At 47.8% G+C, this 19,969-nt stretch carries 15 protein-coding genes; 6 read left to right on the forward strand and 9 right to left on the reverse strand.

Going from position 1 to position 19,969, the window contains the following annotated elements; all coding sequences use genetic code 11:
* Positions 1-92 precede the first annotated feature (92 nt).
* Positions 93-7,385, forward strand: coding sequence for an Ig-like domain-containing protein (locus AKG09_RS09370; RefSeq protein ID WP_054619186.1), 7,293 nt, complete (start codon positions 93-95; stop codon positions 7,383-7,385).
* Positions 7,386-7,465: 80 nt separating this feature from the next.
* On the opposite strand, the gene AKG09_RS09375 is transcribed toward AKG09_RS09370, so the two are convergent.
* Entirely contained in the window at positions 7,466-8,716 is a 1,251-nt protein-coding gene (locus AKG09_RS09375; protein ID WP_054619187.1) for an ABC transporter permease, read from the reverse strand.
* The gene (locus tag AKG09_RS09380) at positions 8,713-9,609 is read right to left on the reverse strand and encodes an ABC transporter ATP-binding protein (RefSeq protein WP_054619188.1); all 897 of its coding nucleotides are present in this window, start codon (positions 9,607-9,609) and stop codon (positions 8,713-8,715) included. The genes AKG09_RS09375 and AKG09_RS09380 overlap by 4 nt, the downstream gene beginning before the upstream one ends.
* A 217-nt stretch (positions 9,610-9,826) precedes the next feature.
* Here AKG09_RS09380 and prmB point away from each other — a divergent pair, with 217 nt between their 5' ends.
* Entirely contained in the window at positions 9,827-10,729 is a 903-nt protein-coding gene (prmB, locus tag AKG09_RS09385; RefSeq protein ID WP_054619189.1) for a 50S ribosomal protein L3 N(5)-glutamine methyltransferase, read from the forward strand.
* Between the two features lie 89 nt (positions 10,730-10,818).
* On the opposite strand, the gene AKG09_RS09390 is transcribed toward prmB, so the two are convergent.
* Complete coding sequence (locus tag AKG09_RS09390; RefSeq protein ID WP_082391930.1) at positions 10,819-11,181, reverse strand: ArsC family reductase; 363 nt, start codon at positions 11,179-11,181, stop codon at positions 10,819-10,821.
* A gap of 115 nt (positions 11,182-11,296) precedes the next feature.
* Between AKG09_RS09390 and AKG09_RS09395 the strand changes: the two genes are divergently transcribed.
* The 4 genes from AKG09_RS09395 (at position 11,297) to AKG09_RS09410 (ending at position 14,841) form a co-directional block, all read left to right on the forward strand.
* Complete coding sequence (locus tag AKG09_RS09395) at positions 11,297-11,935, forward strand: lipoprotein (protein WP_054619190.1); 639 nt, start codon at positions 11,297-11,299, stop codon at positions 11,933-11,935.
* A 27-nt stretch (positions 11,936-11,962) separates the two neighbouring features.
* Positions 11,963-13,468, forward strand: coding sequence for an IS21 family transposase (gene istA, locus AKG09_RS09400; RefSeq protein WP_255351139.1), 1,506 nt, complete (start codon positions 11,963-11,965; stop codon positions 13,466-13,468).
* Positions 13,458-13,904: an ATP-binding protein gene (locus AKG09_RS09405; RefSeq protein ID WP_304437587.1), complete on the forward strand. Its 447-nt coding sequence runs from the start codon at positions 13,458-13,460 to the stop codon at positions 13,902-13,904. Before istA ends, AKG09_RS09405 begins: the two co-directional genes overlap by 11 nt.
* Positions 13,905-14,490: 586 nt before the next feature.
* A complete protein-coding gene (locus AKG09_RS09410) occupies positions 14,491-14,841 on the forward strand; it encodes a TonB family protein (protein WP_054619192.1) in 351 nt (116 codons plus the stop codon).
* Between the two features lie 341 nt (positions 14,842-15,182).
* Here AKG09_RS09410 and AKG09_RS09415 read toward each other — a convergent pair whose 3' ends face one another.
* The 6 genes from AKG09_RS09415 to AKG09_RS09440 all read right to left on the reverse strand — a co-directional run bounded on the left by AKG09_RS09415 (position 15,183) and on the right by AKG09_RS09440 (position 19,888).
* Entirely contained in the window at positions 15,183-15,932 is a 750-nt protein-coding gene (locus tag AKG09_RS09415) for a hypothetical protein (protein WP_054619193.1), read from the reverse strand.
* Complete coding sequence (locus tag AKG09_RS09420; RefSeq protein ID WP_054619194.1) at positions 15,914-16,978, reverse strand: beta-ketoacyl synthase N-terminal-like domain-containing protein; 1,065 nt, start codon at positions 16,976-16,978, stop codon at positions 15,914-15,916. The genes AKG09_RS09415 and AKG09_RS09420 overlap by 19 nt, the downstream gene beginning before the upstream one ends.
* Positions 16,975-17,265 (reverse strand): phosphopantetheine-binding protein, encoded by a 291-nt coding sequence (locus AKG09_RS09425; protein WP_054619195.1) that lies wholly within the window; start codon positions 17,263-17,265, stop codon positions 16,975-16,977. Before AKG09_RS09425 ends, AKG09_RS09420 begins: the two co-directional genes overlap by 4 nt.
* A 71-nt stretch (positions 17,266-17,336) precedes the next feature.
* A complete protein-coding gene (prfA, locus tag AKG09_RS09430; protein WP_054619196.1) occupies positions 17,337-18,413 on the reverse strand; it encodes a peptide chain release factor 1 in 1,077 nt (358 codons plus the stop codon).
* 333 nt (positions 18,414-18,746) lie between these two features.
* On the reverse strand, positions 18,747-19,244 hold the full coding sequence (gene tpx, locus AKG09_RS09435; RefSeq protein WP_054619197.1) for a thiol peroxidase: 498 nt from the start codon (positions 19,242-19,244) through the stop codon (positions 18,747-18,749).
* A gap of 29 nt (positions 19,245-19,273) precedes the next feature.
* Positions 19,274-19,888 (reverse strand): DUF4230 domain-containing protein, encoded by a 615-nt coding sequence (locus tag AKG09_RS09440; protein WP_054619198.1) that lies wholly within the window; start codon positions 19,886-19,888, stop codon positions 19,274-19,276.
* Between the last annotated feature and the right edge of the window lie 81 nt (positions 19,889-19,969).

Here is a 19,969-nt window from a genome sequence, read left to right on the forward strand (position 1 = left end):
CTATAAAAGTAATATCTAAAGAAATTACTTTAATCTATAATTAAATTACATTAGCTTTAAATATTCAATTTACATACTAAAGAACTATTACTATGACACATTACAAACTCAATATTACTCACAATGGACAAACTGAATCTATCACGCTTCCCTCAGACCAACCTCTTTCTTTGCCTGCTCAACCAGACACTGTTTATCAACTTCTCGATGAACAAGGCAATTTAATTGCCCAGCCAGAAGTACAATTCGTTAACGAAGATTTATGGGTACATCTCAACTCAAACACTAATGGCCTACCCGACCTAATCTTACAAAACTACCAAAATATCTACCCCGCGACCAACACCGGCCATTTGGGCGCACTCGGCGTCACATCGGCTGAAGCAGTTGCACCCGTAGCAGAACAAATGGCCATTGGCGGCACGCTAACCAGTTTTCAGACAGGCCTAATCGGCTTGGGTGTTGCCGGAGCAACAATCGCAGGCCTTTCTATTGCCAAAAGCAGCAAAGATTCAAATCCCAAAAAACAACCTGAAGTCAATCAGCCTGAAGTCAAACAACCTGAAGTCAAACAACCTGAAGTCAAACAACCTGAAGTCAAACAACCTGAGGTCAAACAACCTGAGATCAAACAACCTGAGATCAAACAACCTGAGATCAAACAACCTGAGATCAAACAACCTGAGATCAAACAACCTGAGATCAAACAACCTGAGATCAAACAACCTGAGATCAAACAACCTGAGATCAAACAACCTGAGATCAAACAACCTGAGATCAAACAACCTGAGATCAAACAACCTGAGATCAAACAACCTGAGATCAAACAACCTGAGATCAAACAACCTGAGATCAAACAACCTGAGATCAAACAACCTGAGGTCAAACAACCTGAGGTCAATCAACCTGAGGTTAAACAACCTGAGGTCAATCAGCCTGAGGTCAATCAGCCTGAGGTCAATCAGCCTGAGGTCAATCAGCCTGAGGTCAATCAGCCTGAGGTCAATCAGCCTGAGGTCAATCAGCCTGAGGTCAATCAGCCTGAGGTCAATCAGCCTGAGGTCAATCAGCCTGAGGTCAATCAGCCTGAGGTCAATCAGCCTGAGGTCAATCAGCCTGAGGTCAATCAGCCTGAGGTCAATCAGCCTGAGGTCAATCAGCCTGAGGTCAATCAGCCTGAGGTCAATCAGCCTGAAACACAAGCGCCTATTTCTGCCACGGTCACAATCAATCCAATTGCACATCAGGATGTGATTAATGCCAAGTCCGCGAAAGGAAATATCTTGGTTTCCGGCAGCATCAGCAGCAATCAAGATATTGCCAATGCCGATGTTGTGCTCTATTTAAACGGAAAAGCTTATCCTGCTATTGTGAATGCTTCTGCTTTTAGCGTAGAAATCAATGGCAAAGCGTTCGAAAATGCCAACATCATCAGTGCCGTTGCCACGGTGCACGACAACTCGGGCAATAGTACAAAAGCGATGTCTGAGCGCGCATACAGCTATGATGTAGAAGCACCTGAAGCATTAATCAGAATGAACAGGATGTCGGACAACAGCACCATCAACATTGCAACCAAAAAAGAAACATACACGCTTTCCGGCCCACTTAAAATTGGCGAAGACAGTGTTAAAGAAAACGTTACCGTAAAAATCAACGGACAATCTTATCCTGCCAAAATTAACGGCTTAACTTGGTCTTTAGAAACCACAGGTGAGGTACTTGCTTTCGCTGAGGGAGCCCAAAGCCTTCAAGTTATTCTGCAAACCGAAGATGCAGCAGGCAATATCAATACCGCCTCTATGCAATACGTTTATCTGGTAGATACTGTCATCGAGCAACCCGTTATCACTCTTAACCCTATTGCCGCAGACAACATCATCAACGCAGCCGAAGTCCAATCCAATATTTTGGTTTCCGGCAGCGTAGAGCATGCCAATGAAGGCGATACAGTTACATTAACGGCCGGCACCTACCGATCCACGACAACCGTTCAAAACGGCAAATTCAGCCTTGAAATCGAAGGTTCGGTATTGGCTGCGAGCGATAGTATCAGTGCACGCATTGAAATTTCAGATGATGTCGGAAATACCGCATCAGCCGTAACCACACAAAACTATACATTAGACACCGAAATCGACACACCTGTTATCACGTTTAACGCTATCGCGGAAGACAATATCATCAACTTGGCCGAATCCAAAACTGAGAACACCCTACTTTCCGGCACTGTAGAACATGCCAAAGAAAATGACGAAATCATTATCACAGTAGGCGAAGCGGTTTATAAGGGAGTGATTTCAAACGGGCAATTTGCCGTTGCTGTAAGCACTAAAACCTTGCTCAACCACGGCAAAGTGTCTGCAAGCGTTACCACAACCGATGAAGCGCTCAATAGTGCCACCGGCCACGCGGAACGTGCTTATACAATCGATACGGAATACACCCCGACCATCAGCCTGAATACAATTGCAGGCGATAATGTACTTAACATTGCCGAATCTCAGAACACGGTTACCGTTACCGGCACCGTTACCGACGTTGCTGACGATGAAAACATCGTTGTCTCATGCGGCTGCGAGAGCTGCGGCAGTGTGAAATGGATCGACATCCTTACTAAAGTGAAAAATGGCGGCTTCTCCGTTGATTTTGAAGGTTCTCAATTGTCGAAGAGCGGTTATACCCTGGTAAAAGCCAGCGTTACCTCACGAGATGCCGCAGGTAACACGGCTACGGTAGAATCCACCCGAAGCTATACTAAAGATTTAACAGCGCCTGAAGTAAACGTAAGCATTAATGAAATCGCCGGCGATGATGTGCTTACCAAAGCCAAACAAGCACAAGAACACCATTCCATCAGCGGAACGATTAACGGCTTGCAAAATGGCGAAACCGTTAACCAAGTTATCGTGCAAGTTGGCAATCAGAGATACAACGCCGTCGTTGCCGGCAACACTTATTCTGCAGATATCCCCTCTTCAGAGCTGGCAGCCGCAACCCGCGTAGATGTATCCGCGACAGTAACCGATGCCGCAGGCAACAGCACTACGGCAGAAAACAACCGACCATATAAAGTGGGTAAAGCGGCACCGGTCATTACACTCGACATGGTTGCCGAAGATAATTTCATTAATAAAGCCGAATCCGATAACGGCAGCTTTACCCTATCCGGTTCGGTAGAAAACGTAGAAAACGGCACAGAGGTTACCCTTCAATCAGGTTTCAATGAATTAAAAGCGAATGTAGAAAACGGCACATTCAGCATTACCGCCGATCGCACATTCTTAGGCTTGGCAAATAATGTGAACAACGTCGTGAAAACACTTGTCGCACGCATCAGTGTGCCGGACGATTACGGTGTAAACCAAACCTATACGGCCAGCCAAGACTACACTATCGACTTAACTAACAACACCACCATTACCCTCCATTCTCTTACTGGGGACAATATTCTGAATGCAGCCGAAATGGAACAACCCTATGTTACCGTTAGCGGCAGCGTTACCGACGGTGCTCCGGGCAGTCTAGTTACGATCAAAATCGGCAAAGCAACTTATACAGCCGAAGTTCAAGCGGACGGATCATATAGCGTAGATGCGGAAATTGCACAGATAGCCCCAGGCGGCAGAGAAGGCAAATACGGCATCTCCGCCAGCGTAGAGCGCGTAGATGCCGCCGGCAATACCGGCAACGGAAATGCCACTTTTACCCGAACCTTTTCTGTTAATAAATCAGCACCAAACGGCCAAGTCGCATTCGACCCCATTACCGGTGATAATGTAATTAACCGAAGCGAAGCCGCCGAGCCGACTTTGCGTATTACCGGCAAAATTAAAGGCTTACAGGAAGGTGATGACGTTACATCAGTAACAATCAATGTCGGCAACAATGAATATACTGCAAAAACAACGGGTTCTTCATTTAATGTTGATATCCCTGCCGATATCCTGGCTGCTAACGACCGGGTCAGCGGCCGTGCAGAATTGAAAGATGCCGGCGGCTCCACATCATCCGCAGCAGAAGGCACGCAAAACTATACCTACCAAACTACTCCGCCCAGTGTCAACATTACTGTAGAGAGCATCAACGCAGGTAAGGCTTTGAATACCCGAAGCCTGTCTGAAAATGTTGTACTTACCGGCTCGCTGGTATTGGGCGATACCGTTGTGCGCGGTACGGAAAAAGTCACTATCCGCATCGACGGCACGGATTATGCCGCCCAAGTTTCAAATAACACTTGGACATTAACTTTGCCCGCCACAACTTTGGCAAAAACCGACGGCATCCATAACGTTACCGCCTCTGTCACTGCGGCCGACAAATATGGTAATGCGGCCAGTCATAACACGACCCACACTTATGAAGTAGATACTGTTGCCCCTGCACCTTCCATTACGCTTAACGCTCTGGCAAACGATAATGTGCTTGAGCAAGATGCTCAAGATAGAGTGGTACTGGCAGGTCGAGTAGACGGTAATTTCAAAGAAAACGACACTGTTGTAATAACTGTAAACGGCATTCAAGAAAAAACCACTGTTGACAGCAGCGGCGTATTCAGTATCACGGTAGACGCTGCTCAATTAACCGGTGCCGAGAAACCTGTTATCACTGCTGCCATCACAACCGCAGACAACGCGGGCAACAGTGCTTCTGCGCAAACCGCGTTGACATACAGCGTGAAAAAAGGCGATATCGACATTAAATTGAATCTGATTACCGGCGATGATTTGATTAATGTAACCGAAGCGAAACAAGACATTACCATTTCCGGGTCGGTTTCTGGTTCCGCTGCTGAAGAAAACCAAACAGTCGAGTTATTAATTAATGGGGAAACCATCCGAGCTCAAGTTCAAAATAATTTAACTTTCAGCACTACCGTTGCCGCTGAAAAATTGATTGCCAACCCCGGCCATATTATTAAGGCAAGCATCTCAAATGGAGCTGATGCTAGCGCTAAAACTTCGCGTAGCTATGAAGTCGCGCCAGAAGCCGCTGCATCGATTAATATCACAGGCATTGATGCCGATTTCAATATAGATGTGGCCCAAGCATTCTCTAATACCCGGATTGGCGGCGTGATTGAGCTTGAAGGTGCGTTTGCAAAAGGTATGAATAAGGAACGCATTCGCCAGATTACTGTAAATATCGGTGATAAAACATACACCGCAGGCGTAAAAGAAGACCGCAGCTTTTTCTTGGATATCCCCACCAAAGATCTTGCAAAACTCAACGGTAAAGCACTCAACTTCAAAGTAGAGGCTGACCCGCAACTATTTAATGTGGAGCAAACCGGCAACAACACTTACCGCATTAGCAATTTGGCACGTTTTGAACCGGTGAGGGTAAAAGAAATCAAGTTTGATAGCCCTTATATCAATAAAGATCCTGAAAATAATAGCTATGTGGTATCCGGTGCAAAAGATTCGGCAGTCATCATCAATGGTACGGTTGGCGGTACAGCCAAATCCGGTGACACTGTAACGCTGGAAGTGGGCGGCAAAGTTTATCAAACCGAAGTGGATTCAAACGGTAAAAACTTTTCAGTCGAAGTATTGGCCTCCGATTTAGCTGCCGATAAAGACCGCACCGTAAAAGCTGTTTTAAATACGAACGATTCATCCGGAAAAGCCATCAGTGTTAGCGATAGCGAACACTATGCTGTATTAAATCAGGTGAGCGGCCAGCTTTCAGACAGGCATACCAAACCTGCCTCTGTTAATAGCGACCACACGTCTCCCGGTTACAATTTCCCTTATTTCATCCAGAAAACAGGCAATATCAACGGTAAAAGCTACAATATACCACTGGGCGGCCAAAACGACGGCCCTACCGTGCTGAAATACCATTTCCTCACCTTAGATGAAATCAGCACTCTGCCTGAAAACCACAACCGCTATGTAGACAGAGCCACTATGACCAGCTACTCGACAGAGCTGCAGGAAATTGTGCGCAATGCCTATAAAGAAATCAGCGCCGTGACCAATATTGAATTTGTCGAAGTGGGAACCAAGGCTGAGGCCAACACCAACTATTACATGGGCAACCTCATGTCAGGCTTTGAGGGTGCATCGGCCATCGCCTACAACGGCGGGTTAATTGCTTGGAACAGCCGCCATAACTACATGAGCTGGGGTAAAGATTTTCTTCACTATACCGTGCTGCACGAAGTTACCCACACCTTGGGAATGATACATACGTCCGGCGGCTTCACAGGCGATTATGCAGTTGAAGAAAACAGTGAATTTTCCTTTATGTCTTACAACGCTTATGCCAATAACAACTTCTTTATCGGTAAAGGGCAACTGCGCACTTACGATTTGGCCTACCTGCACTACACCGCAGGTATGAATAAAACCGTGCGCACAGGCAACGATATCTATACATTCAAAAACTATAATATGTATAGTCAAGATTCCGACCGCTATATCTGGGATGCAGGCGGCGTCGATACTTTCGATGCCTCTCAAGAAAAAGCCGGCGTAAACGTTAACCTCACCCCCGGTTCATGGATTTACGTTGGCGACAACTTATCCAAAACATTCAGCGTACAAAGTGCCGCTACCCACAATATGCGCAGCTACTTCAATTTGGGGCAAGATGCATCGATCACCGGCAACTCCGGAGCGAACGTTAAATTAAACACCTATACCGAAGGCCAAGCATTTATCGGATACGGTACGCAAATCGAAAACCTGATTGGTTCCCAACATAATGATGTTTTAACCGGCAATAGTGCCGACAACAATATCTATGGCGGTGCAGGTAACGATACCATCCGCGGCGGTGCAGGTAACGATTACCTTGATGGTGGCGAAGGCGAAGACACCCTAATCGGTGGCGAGGGCAACGACAGCTACGTTATCGACAATGCGTCAGACACCATCCAAGAAGCGCAAAATCAAGGCGAAGACCATGTATACAGCAGCATCACCTATACCTTGGGCGAACACCTTGAAAACCTGACCTTGATCGGTAGCAACAGCATCAACGGAACAGGTAACGCACAAGCCAACATCTTGCGCGGCAACGGATCGGATAACGAGCTCAACGGCATGGAGGGTGACGACCGCATCATTGGCGGAGGCGGCAACGATACCCTCACCGGCGGTGAAGGTAATGATACATTCGTGTTCGATACCGCTTTAGACGGCAGCGTAACCACCATCAAGGACTTCCTGCAAGGCGATGACACCATCGAATTGTCGTCTGCCATCTTTGGCGACCTTAAAACCACCTTGTCGGAATTTAGCGATTACATCAGCTATCAATCCCAAACCGGTTATCTGTATTACGATAGCGATGGCAAGGGCAAGGCTGATGCCATCCACTTTGCAACACTTAGTCCGGACTTAACAATTAACGAAAGCCATTTCGATATTGTGTAAGTAGGCTGCATCAAAAATGCCTGTCTGAAAGTTTCAGACAGGCATTGTTTTATACAGGTCAATTTCTTTGACGCGCCCAATCAAAACCGCACTTGCGTTCTCAACTGGCTGCGGTAAAGCAAAAGCGATATCGCGATGCACACCAGCGAAAACCCTGCCAGCAATTGCAGATACAAACCGATTCCGCTGATTCCGCTTTGCTTCAACAACAACTCCTGAAACGCTTTCAGCCCCCATGCCATCGGCGAAATCCATGTAAGCTGCTGCATAGTATCAGGCATCACATAATCCGGCACCATAATTCCGCCCAACCCGGCCATTAAGATAATGCCGCCACCGCCCAACACCACCGCATGCTCGGTGCTTTTCGCCAAAACGCTGATCAAAAGCGCATAACCCAAAGCGGCACCGCTTACCGCTACCGACAACACCGCATAAGGCCACCACGCATTGCTCAGCACCAATGCCGGCGCACCTAACACCGGAAGCAGATAACGCCCGAGCAGCAGCATTCCGACAAACTGCAATTGGTTAATCAGGAAATAAGGCAGCAGCTTGGCGGCCACCAACACAGCGGCAGGCGCCTGCGCCAACCGCAGCCGCGTGATGGTATTGGTCTGCCGCTCCAATGCCATCACGTTAGACAAGGGAATCATAATAAAAAACATGCCGAAAATCAGCCAGGCAGGCACACTGTGCTGAACCGCATTCGGTTTTTCCACCGCACCGCTCTCAGTCAGATAAGTTTCGCTAAACAGGGTTTTCTTCAAATACGCGGCCACCGTATCGAATTGCTTACTGTTTTCCTCATTCACCGATTTCTGAATCTTCCTCTTCACGGATTTAGGCAGATTTTTCGCCTCGATTTTCAAATCATCCAGCCCGTCAAAATAACTATTCAGCCGAACCTCCGTGTAATGCTGCTGCAATACGCCTTTCACAGCCGAAAGCCAAGAAGGGTCGATATCCGGCGGCACAATCAGCTGTAACACCTGCTCTTCATCCAATTTGCTGCCCGCCTGATTCGGATTCACCACCAACAATTGGTAACGCCCCTGATAAAGGCTGCTTTTTGCCTCATTCAACTGGTTTTCAGACAGGCTTACCAAATCTACCTGCTCTTTACGCAACGCAGAAGCAAAGCTTTCATTCACAGGATTATCCGCCGCCCCCACTAGCGCAATCCGGCTGTCGATATGCGGATCTTCATCGCGGCTCAGGGCCAACGACATAATCAACATAAATACAATCGGCATCACAAATAACACGGCCAAACCATGCAAGTCATGCCGCAATAATTTCAATTCTTTAATTAACGATGCGCCGATCATGCTGCTGTCCGCCTTAGAAAATCCAGATAAAAAGCCTCCAGCGAGCCGTAGCCTTGTTGGAAATAGCGGATTTCCACTCCTGATTGCCGGAGCTGGCTATAAAGTTCGGCCGCCTGCTCGGCAGATGCAGCTGCTTCCCACATATTGCGTCCGATATTTTCCGCCTGCCATTGCTGCAATATTGCATCCCCCAGCGCAGGTTCCGTCATAAAGCGCACACTCGGCGCTTGAGTACGCAGCAAATCGGCCAAGCCGCCCTGATACACCAGTTTTCCTCTATCCAACAAAGCGATATGGCTGCACAGCTGCTCAATTTCCGGCAAATAATGCGAGGTGTAAACCACAGTAATCCCTGAGCGGGTTAAATCCGCCACGCTCTCTAAAATAAAACGGCGCGACTGCGGATCAATACCCACAGTAATTTCATCTAAAAAAACCAGCTGCGGCCGATTCACCAAACCAATCGCAAAATTCAGCCTTCGTTTCAGCCCGCCGGAAAGCTGTTTGGCAGCCCTATGCCGATAATCGGCCAGCCCTGCCTTATCCAGCAGAGATTGCAGATAAAGCTTATCTTTCACTCCATAGAGAGAAGCGAAAAACAATAAGTTATCCCATACGCTCAATTGCGGGTAAAAAGCAAAATCCTGCGGCACCAGGCCGATTTTCTGGCTCTCGGCGCGCGCAAGTCTGCCGATTTCAACACCGTCAAACAATACCTGCCCCTGCTGCACCTCCTGCAAGCCGGCCAAAAGCGACATCAGTGTTGTCTTGCCCGCCCCATTATGGCCGAGCAAGCCCCAGCACTCTCCCGGCCTGATATCTAACGATACGTTCTGCAAGGCTGCCACATCCGTACCTTCATAGCGGTGGGATAAAGATTGAATTTGAATCATTTTTTTCTTTCTCTGTAATCAGCAAGCAAAGTCAAAATATGATATTCATATTCAGACCGAACCTGAGATTAGTCAGCGAATGGGTTATTTCAATGAGTATAACCAAGAAGTATAGCCCAATCAGCAACAATGCCTGTCTGAAAAACCTTTCAGACAGGCATTTGCCTTAACGACCTGTTGTATAATCCGCCCTAAATTCAATCACGAAAGTATCACCATGTTTAAAGAAGCCGCCCGCCACCTTACCACCCTGCGCGATTTACTGCGCTTTGCCGTCAGCCGTTTTAACGAAGCCGAACTCTTTTTCGGCCACGGTAGCGACAATGCACACGACGAAGCCGCCTACCTGATTCTGCACACGCTCAATCTGCCCCTAGATACACTGGAGCCTTATCTGGATGCCGTGATTCTGCCCGGCGAAAAAGAGCAAGTGCTGCAACTCATCGAGCGCCGTGTCAAAGAGCGCCTGCCGGTTGCCTATCTTACCCACCAAGCCTGGCAAGGTGAATTTGATTTTTATGTGGACGAGCGCGTTATCGTGCCCCGTTCATTTATCTACGAATTATTAGGCGAAGGCCTGCGCCCGTGGATAGAATATGATGAATTGGTACACAACGCACTCGACTTATGTACCGGCAGCGGCTGCCTCGCCATCCAAATGGCACACCACTACCCCGACGCGTCAATTGATGCCGTCGACCTCAGCCTCGATGCGCTCGAAGTGGCCGCTATCAACGTGGAAGCCTACGGTTTGGAAGATCGCATCAACCTCATACACACCGACTTATTCCACGGCCTGGATGCCACATACGACCTGATTGTATCCAACCCGCCTTATGTTGATGCAGAATCGGTTGACAACCTGCCGGAAGAATATCTGCATGAACCCGAACTCGCACTAGGCAGCGGCCAAGACGGATTGGACGCCACCCGCCAAATCCTGTTACAAGCCGCAAAATACCTTAACCCCAAAGGCGTTTTACTGGTTGAAATCGGCCACAACAGAGAAATATTGGAGCAAGCCTATCCCGAGCTGCCGTTTACTTGGCTCGAAACCAGCGGTGGTGACGGCTTTGTATTCTTGTTAACACGCGAACAACTTTTAGGCGAAGAAAAATAAAACCGTTTGCTTACACAAAACAATGCCTGTCTGAAAATGAATTTTGATTTTCAGACAGGCATTGCCCATATCAATCCAATTATTCGCTTTTAGCTTTTAAAAGCATCTTCATACACATCCTCCGCGAATCCGCAAACACGATGCCCGTTATGCACCAAAACAGGCCGCTTGATTATGCTTGGCTGCTGAACCATAAGCTCAACCGCCGCATCCTGATTTTCTGCCCCGGCCTTTTGCTCATCAGTCAATTTGCGCCAAGTCGTGCCCCGCTTATTCAATAAAATTTCCAAGGGCACCGCTTCTAACCATTCTCTAATCAATTCATGCGATGGCGGCGACTTTTTAAAATCGACAAATTCATATTCAATACCATTTTCAGCCAACCAAGTGCGGGCTTTTTTAACCGTATCGCAATTGGGAATCCCATATAATTTTGTTGTCATAAAATACATCTTTTTTGCGTTTGAACAAAACTATTGTAGCAAAAAACCTTGTGAAAAACCTGCAAAATAACTATTCTTATGTTTTTAACCCATAATCAAAAACGCCTTTTCTCCGGAGAAATTCATGAAAAAAATCATTATCCTAACCACAGCCGCACTAACACTCGCCGCATGCTCCGACGGCAGCCAAATCAGCGAATCTGCCCTGAAAAAAGGCATCGAAGATTTCGCCTTCCGCCAAAACGTATGCATCGCCATGCCTTTAACTATTTTAGACACTTCCGGCCAGCCTCTGCGCAACACACTCATCGGCGAACCCAGGCTAACAATCACCAACCGCAACAACGAAGGCAAACGCATCAATAAAGAAGTTATCGAACAAATGGACATTTTGGTAAATGCCGGCATCTACCGCGAAGCAGATAAAAAATCAGTTGAACAAAACGATATGCTGGTAAAAACCGTTACCTACGAGCTAACCGAAAACGGTATTGCCTCTTTAAGACACGGTTCACAAGGGCCTTTGGTATGCGTAGGCAACCTGAAAGTTTCCAAGATCAACTGGTTCACCGAACCCACACCTACCAACGGCATGACAGTTTCCAAAGTTTCCTACCAAGCCGATTTAATACCTGAAAAATGGGCGAAAAAGCTGATCAAAACCAATAACGGCGACTGGAAAAACTTATCAGAGCCACAAGAATATACCGCCACAATGGTTAAAACCAACAAAGGCTGGCAAGATCTTCGTCAATTACACTGAATCCGAACATAACAATGCCTGAGACCTTTGCAAAATAACTCTTTATTTAACAGTCGGACTTCAAACAGCAGATTTCGGCTGTTTTCTATTCCAATATTCCCTTTATTCTACTCAGATACCCGATTAATCGGGTATCTGGGCTGCCTTCGCAGAGAACAAACCCATTACCCCAAACCCAGCCCTTTTCTTGACGTGTTGACCCAACAGTTGCTCCAAGAAGCCCAGCTGCCCAAACAGCAACACCTTTCTGCCCGTCGACATTTCGAACGCCTCAAAGATGCCGGTTATGCCGGACAGTACAGCGCCGTTGCCGTATTTATCCGCAAATTCCGCCAACAGCACCAACCCAAACCGGTTCCGGTCTTTATGGCTCAGGCTTTTGCTCCGGGTGGTGCTTATCAGTTTGACCGGAGTATCGAAACCGTTTGTTTGGCCGGACAGACCGTCAAGGTGAATATCGCCCATTTCCGCTTATGCCGCAGCTGGGCTTTTTTCGTTTGTGCTTATCCCAATCAGAAAGCCGATATGTTGATGGATGCGCACAACCGCGCATTCGCTTTCTTCGGCGGCGTACCTGCCCGCGGTATCTACGACAATATGAAGACCGCCGTTACCCGCATCGGCAAAGGCAAGGAGAGGGAATTTAACGCGCAGTTTTTACAGATGATGACCCATTTTCTCATTGAACCGGTTGCCTGCACCGCTGCTTCCGGCTGGGAAAAAGGCCAGGTCGAGCGGCAGATACGCCACCTGCGCGAAAGATTGTTCAAGCCGACTTTGGCTTTTGATTCCTTCACCTCTCTCAACGACTACCTGCAACAGCAATGCCTGCGGCTGATGCAGCAGCACAAACATCCCGAATACAGGCAGCCGGTTAACGACATATGGGAAAGGGAGAAGCATTCGTTGGCCGCTTTCCGTCCATATCCGGCAGAACGTTTGGAGATACTCAAAGTCAGCAACCGGTCTTTGGTTACCGTCGAACGCCACCGTTACGGCGTGCCGGCCGAATGGGCGGGCAATACGGTTAGGGTTTATATCGGCGCACAGACCGTCCGCTTTTGCAGCGATACCGACTGCATTGCCGAACATCCGCGCAGCTTTGTGAAAGACGGCACCGGCTATAACCCTTGGCACTTTTTGCCCTGTCTGCAAAAGAAACCCGGCGCGTTAAGAGACGGCAGGGCTTTTACCGGCCGGGTACTGCCACCGGTCATAGAGCGTCTGAAAGCCTGTTTGCTTAAGCAGCCCAAAGGAGACCGGGTGATGGTCAAACTGCTGAGCCTGATGGCCGAATACGATGCCGGCTCGGCATTGGCTGCAGCGGAATTGGCATTGGACGGAGGTATGCCGACTCCGGAGGCGGTCTTGAACATCACCAACCGTCTGAAAGAACCGCCGCCGCCCCGTTTCCATATCAGGGACATCCCGCTTACCGTCGCGCCGTCAGTTGATTGCAGCCGTTATGACCGCTTACCGAGTCTGTCGGGCAAACAAACGGATACGGTGAAGGAGAAGCATCATGCGGCATGAACGTCTGGCCGGACTGTTGAAAGAGTTGAAACCCGGTGCGATGGCGGAGCAGTGGGATGAAATCGTAGTGGACGGCATACGCCGTAAACGGGGTACGCCGGATATTTTGGAGCGTTTGTTGACTGCCGAACATATGGCCAAAACCGCAAGAAGCACCCAAAACCGGATTAGCCGGGCAAGGTTTCCGCAACACCGCAGTTTGGCCGACTTCGATTTTGAGCAGAGTTTGATACACCGTCCGGCATCGGAACTGCTTTTGGGCGGGGACTATATCAGACAGAAGCGTAATGCGGTGCCGGTAGGCGGACCGGGTACGGGCAAAACGCATATTGCCACAGCATTGGGTATCGAAGCGGCGGCACAAGGATTTAGGGTACGTTTTTGGAATGTACCGGACTTGGTCAGCAAATTGGAAGCAGACAAAGACGAAGGTTGAGACCTTTGCAAAATTCCCTCAAATCCCTTAAATTCATTACCAAGATATTTAGGGGATTGGGGCGAATTTTGCAAAGGTCTCAGGCTTTTTATAATCTTTTGCTTAAAAACTTCCTTTTTCATCAAAACCAACCTCCCCATTCATCAAAAAAGCCACACTTTCAACCATAAAAACGACACCGTATTAAAAAATATTCGGTTGTTTTTTAAGATATTCGGATAATTAAAAAGTGACATAAACTGTCACATCAAGTAAAAAGCAAACTCAACCAATTACAGCATAAAATATAATAATATGATTTATATGAAATTATTTATTTTTCTTTTTACAGAGAAATAATAACGTGACGTTAATTGTCACCTAGTGTCAATCTATGCCACACCAAATATACCGCTCGTCCCATTTTCACATCATTCCGTAAAAATTCTTTGACTTTTTTTTCAATTGCAAAATTCAAAATTTATAGGCACAATACACCTACCAAAACAAGAAACAAAAAAGTTCATCAAACGAACAAGAGTTTCAATAACTTTAATATTATTTACATTACATATTTATAAATTGCATTTTTTACGGGGTTTTAATCATGTCTGTTCGCAACATTTTATCCACAGCCTTAGTGGCTGCCGCGTTATTCGGAGCACAAAGCGCTTCTGCTGGTGAAATTCAATTTTTCAAAAAAGATTCTGAAATAACCGCAGCCAAAGCACAAATCAATGGGAAATTGGCGGTACGCATGACCATCCATACCGATGGTTCTTTAAAAGATATACGCGTTACCCGCAGCAGCGGTAATCAAGCTATCGACAACCAAGCCGTTGCTTGGATGCAAACACAAACCATGCGACCTGTTTCCATTAATGGCGAACACCAAGCATTCAGCGTAGTTAAAGAAATCCGATTTTCAAATACCGGCATGCAACTCGGTATGAAATAAAGTTTTTCGGGGGAAACCCCAACCTTTGGAACCAGGTATAAAGTTCTTTTGTTGTTATCATTGTGTATTCTCTCTGTTTAGGCGCTTTCCTCGTTTGAAAGCGCTTCTTTTTTTGCCTGATAATGTCTTACTCAGGCTAGATTCGAGTATCTCACGATGTGGTTGTGCTCCAGATACTCGGAGCAAGCCCGAGTATGACGGTGCTGTTACTATATAAATGGGTTGACTGACAAGTGGTTTAACTAATCAAACTTCTCTGTTAACCGACACAAAAAAGTGCCTGTCTGAAACTATTTTTCAGACAGGCACTTGATAAATTATGGCTCTAAAACCTACCCAACTCACCATTCTGTTGACGCAAGCAGTTTCAATCCGCCGAAACTTTGTATTTCCAGCGCAATATTTCCACCCGCAGCAATCCTGATTCTATTCTTTTTTTCCGCCAAACAATCAAACCATTCCGAAACAACATCCATCAAACCACTACACGCCGGCCGCCACTCCGCCGCGCCTTGCTCTGCATGGCTGATGTTGATTTGGGGTTCGCCATCCGCGCCGCTGTTCCCGCAGCTTAGGTACATGCAACAGCAGCCTTCCCGCTCCCTACTTCCTTCCGCAGCTTCGTGACTCCAGCCCACTAAAGCCGAACCGCCGTTTTGCAACACATGATTTGCCGCCAGCAGTAAAGGCTTACCCCATGATTCCGGTTCGATACCGACGGGCTGGAATATGGTTACCCCGTTCAAGCACAAAGCAGCGGCGGTATGGAATGCGGGGGCATTGTGCAGGTTGGCCAGAAAATCGAAAGGTTTTGCAATCTGCTGTTGGAACACATTACCCATCATTTCATTAAAAACCGAAGGCGAGCTGAATGTGCCGCCCCAATATACGGCTGTATCTTTTGGAAGCTGCTGTTGGCTCAATTGCAAACTGCCGGCTAAAGTTAACAGCGTTAGGCGGCTGAAACGGCGGGCATCTAAATGATATTGCGTTTTCAAATGGCGTTTCAGACAGGCATTGTCTTTGCCGGAGCCGTTAAAAAGCGCAGCGGCCCGAATATAAACTTGATGCGTCATTTCATCCACTCCCATACAAACGCCGTGTTGCTGCCGCCGAAACCGAAAAAATTTACCATATAAAAGCCTGAGCCAAGCAGGCAACCGCCTCGTAAAGCCACCTTGCCCTCCAAGCTGCCTTGCAATAAAGCTTGATAAAGCAATACCGTTTCCAACGCGGCACTGGCACCTTGAGTATGCCCGATTAAAGGTTTAAATGCTGCCAGCGGCACTTGCCGCCCGAATACGCTTTGCAAAGCGTCGGCTTCTGCTTTATCAGTAGCACCGGTGCCAACTGCATGAGCTTTAACCATGCATACTTCATCCGCAGCCACACCCCCCTGCTGCAAAGCATGCCGCATAACTTGGCTCAAGCTTTCGCTATCGGTTTCAACAGGGCTGGCGGTGCCGGTATTTGCTGAAGCGGAAACCAGGCGAAATTGTTTTTTGCAATCCGGTTTCTCGCGCGATAAAGCCAAACACGCTATGCCCTCGCCCAACACAAAGCCGTCTCCGCCAAACGGTACACATTGCTCTGCCAGCAAACCGAGGCTGTGGAAATGCATTAAGGTAAGCAGGTTGAAAGTTTCAAAACCTACCACCAATGCGCGTTCTATCAGCCCGCTTTGCAACATGGCATGCGCCTGCATCAGCGCGTGGCCGGAAGAAGTGCAGGCCGTAGCAAAGCAATAAACCTGATGATTGCCGTGGCTTTGCTTAAGATGGTCGGCAAATTGGTGCAGACTGTATTTCCCGAGTGGTCTCTGTTGGGCCAGATAATGAAGTTCGTAATAAGGAAGCAGGTAAGAAGTGGAGCCGATAAACACCGGCGTATCGGATAATGCTTGGCCGCCCCAGCCCGCGTCTTCGGCAGCCTCTAGCAAATATTGTTCCAGCAGACTGAATAAAGCGGTTTCATCCAACCGCTCATTATCAAATGCACGAAAATAAGCCGCTTGCTGCGGCTGGTTTAGAAAATCAAAAGTGATTTTTGCAGGCGGTTGTGAGTTAGCCAATGCTATATAAGCACCGCTGCCCGACCCTTGCGCGCATTGCACGCTTACTCCGGCAAGATAGCTCATGCGCCATGTTCCTTACGCACAAAAGCTGCCAAGCTGCGCACATCCGACATATGCTTGCGCACCATTCTGTCTCCTTGTAAACGCACCCGGAAATATTGCTGCAAGGCCACCGCTATCTGCAAAGCATCCAGCGAATCGAGGCCGATCGGGCTTTCATCGCCGAACAAAACCGCATCATCGGTAAAATCGGCCATAGCGATTTCATCTTCTTTATCGGCTTCGGCAAGAATCAGTTTTTTTAATTCGGCTTCAAGCAGCCCGGGTTCAAGGGTGAAGGTGTAAGACATGAATGGTTCTTTTCAAATCTGTTTGTGCTTGGTAAAAACTTTTCAGACAGGCATCGGTTTGCCACATCTTCTTAATCGCCCATGCTCGCCAGCAGCTCTGCCTGATGCTCGGCAATCAATGCGCCGGTGAGTTCGTCCAAATCACCGTCCATAATAAAATCCAGCTTGTGTAGCGTTAGGTTGATGCGGTGGTCAGACACACGGCCCTGCGGGTAATTATAGGTGCGGATGCGCTCGCTGCGGTCGCCGCTGCCAATCAGGGTTTTACGCTCGGCAGCTTCTTTGGCCTGAGCTTCGCGCTTTTGCATATCGTTCAGACGCGCCGCCAAAACTTTCATTGCCTGCGCTTTGTTGGCGTGTTGCGAACGCCCGTCTTGGCACTCCACCACCATACCGGTAGGCAGATGTGTGATGCGCACAGCCGAATCGGTTTTATTGATGTGCTGGCCGCCTGCGCCGGAGGCGCGGAAAGTGTCGATACGCAAATCGGCCGGATTCAGTTCGATTTCCTCCAATTCATCCGCTTCGGGCATCACGGCCACAGTGCAGGCCGATGTGTGGATACGGCCTTGGCTTTCGGTTGCCGGAACGCGCTGCACACGGTGGCCGCCGCTCTCGAATTTGAGCTTGCTGTATGCGCCCAAGCCGATGATACGGGCAATCACTTCTTTATAGCCGCCCAAATCGCTTTCATTGGCAGACACGATTTCTACCTGCCAGTTATTGCGTTCGGCATAGCGGGTGTACATTCGCAGCAAATCGCCGGCAAACAAAGCCGCTTCGTCGCCGCCCGTGCCTGCGCGCACCTCGATAAAGATGTTTTTATCGTCGTCGGCATCTTTGGGCAACAGCAGCTTTTGCAGCTCTAGATCCAATGTTTCGATTTTGGTTTTGGCCGCTTCGATTTCCTCAGCGGCAAAGTCTTTCATATCAGGGTCAGACAGCATTTCTTCGGCATCTGCCAAATCGTTTTGCGCCTGACGATATTGCCGAAACACCTCCACTACCGGTGTGAGTTCGGCATGTTCTTTATTGAGTTTGCGGTAGTTATCCATATCGGCAGTAGATTCGGGCGCGCCCAAAAGCTGGGTAACTTCTTCCAAACGGTCTGCCAATTGTTGCAGTTTTTCTAAAATCGAAGGTTTCATTTATGTGTATCTACTCCGCCGCCTTGGCGGTGATTTAATTGTGTACGAAAAAAGACGATTCCGCAGAATCATCTTAGATTGTTTTCAGACAGGCATTAAAGCTTATGATACCGAAATCTTAGCAAAGCTATCGAATGCAGATGCCGTTCAAAGCGTAACGGCACACAACACAGAAATACACCGCAAATAGCAGTTTCGTACAAATTTCTGCCTGTCTGAAACCGTTTATTGGATCGCTGAAATTATAACACATATCAAATGCTTAATTAGCGCTCCTATCACAAAACAAAGCTGCATGCCTCATCAGACATGCAGCTTTGTTTCATTGCCGACTTAACGCACGGCAGCCAATGCCGCTTGATAATCCGGCTCTTCAGCTATTTCCGCCACCAGCTGGCTGTGCAGCACGCGGTTGTTTTCATCCAATACCACAACGGCTCTTGATGCCAAGCCGGCTACTGCTCCGGAGGTAATCTCAACACCGTATTTTTGAGCGAAATCGCTGCGGAAAGAAGACAGCATCGTTACATTCTCAATGCCTTCCGCACCACAGAAACGCGACTGTGCAAACGGCAGATCAGCTGAAATACATAATACAACAGTATTCGGCAAACCTGCTGCTGCTTCGTTAAACTTGCGCACCGATTGGGCGCACACACCTGTATCCACACTGGGGAAAATATTCAGAATTTTTCGCTTACCGGAAAAATCCGCCAGTTTCTTGTCGGATAAATCCACCGCAGTAAGCACGAAATCAGAAGCAGCCTCGCCCACTTGAGGCAGAGAGCCTGCCACTTCCACCGGGTTACCTCGAAAAGTTACTTGCGCCATAGTGTTCTTCCTTTTTAAATGATTGACGATTATGCTTTGCACACAGGCAATGCAGCAGGATAAACCGATACTTTCGTTTGCGTTAGGGCAAATAAAGTTTCCAGCTGCGCCTGCGCTTGGGCTTGTGCATGCTTCAAAATATCGGCTCGGCAGGCGCTTTCGATAATCTGCATTCTGGCTTTGTTCTGCACTTCTTGAAATACGGATTTGTCTATCGGTGTGATACCCAGCGAGCCGGTTTTGATGTCATACACATCCAGATTATCCACGCTCACACTCAAAATTTCCACCGGAGGCAGGCTGATGATGGCTTTACCGTCAATCACCTGAACATTCTCGGGTTTTAATTTATCCAAATCCACCCCGGCCAAAACGCGGCCTTTAACCATAAACAAGCCGGTTTGTGCGTCCTGCCAAAGCAAATACCAATTGCCCTGCTTCTCTGTTTTAATGATGGTGTCGATATAAAACGCCGTGCTTTCCAAACGGTTGAGCTTTTGAATCTGAACGATAATGCTCTCACGGCTAACCGGGTTGTGCACGTTTTTCGGCTCAACCGGCTTTTGCTGCATGTAAAAATACATGGCGGCGGCACCGGCGAAGATTAACACCGGAAACAGTAAAAAGTAGAGGATTTTTTTCATATGGTTTAACTAATGAATCTATGACTTATTCAGTTTTCAAAGAAAACGATGCCTGTCTGAAAACCGGTTTCATTGTACACC

It is taken from the genome of Neisseria sp. 83E34, from assembly GCF_001308015.1.
Taxonomy (GTDB): Bacteria; Pseudomonadota; Gammaproteobacteria; order Burkholderiales; family Neisseriaceae; genus Neisseria.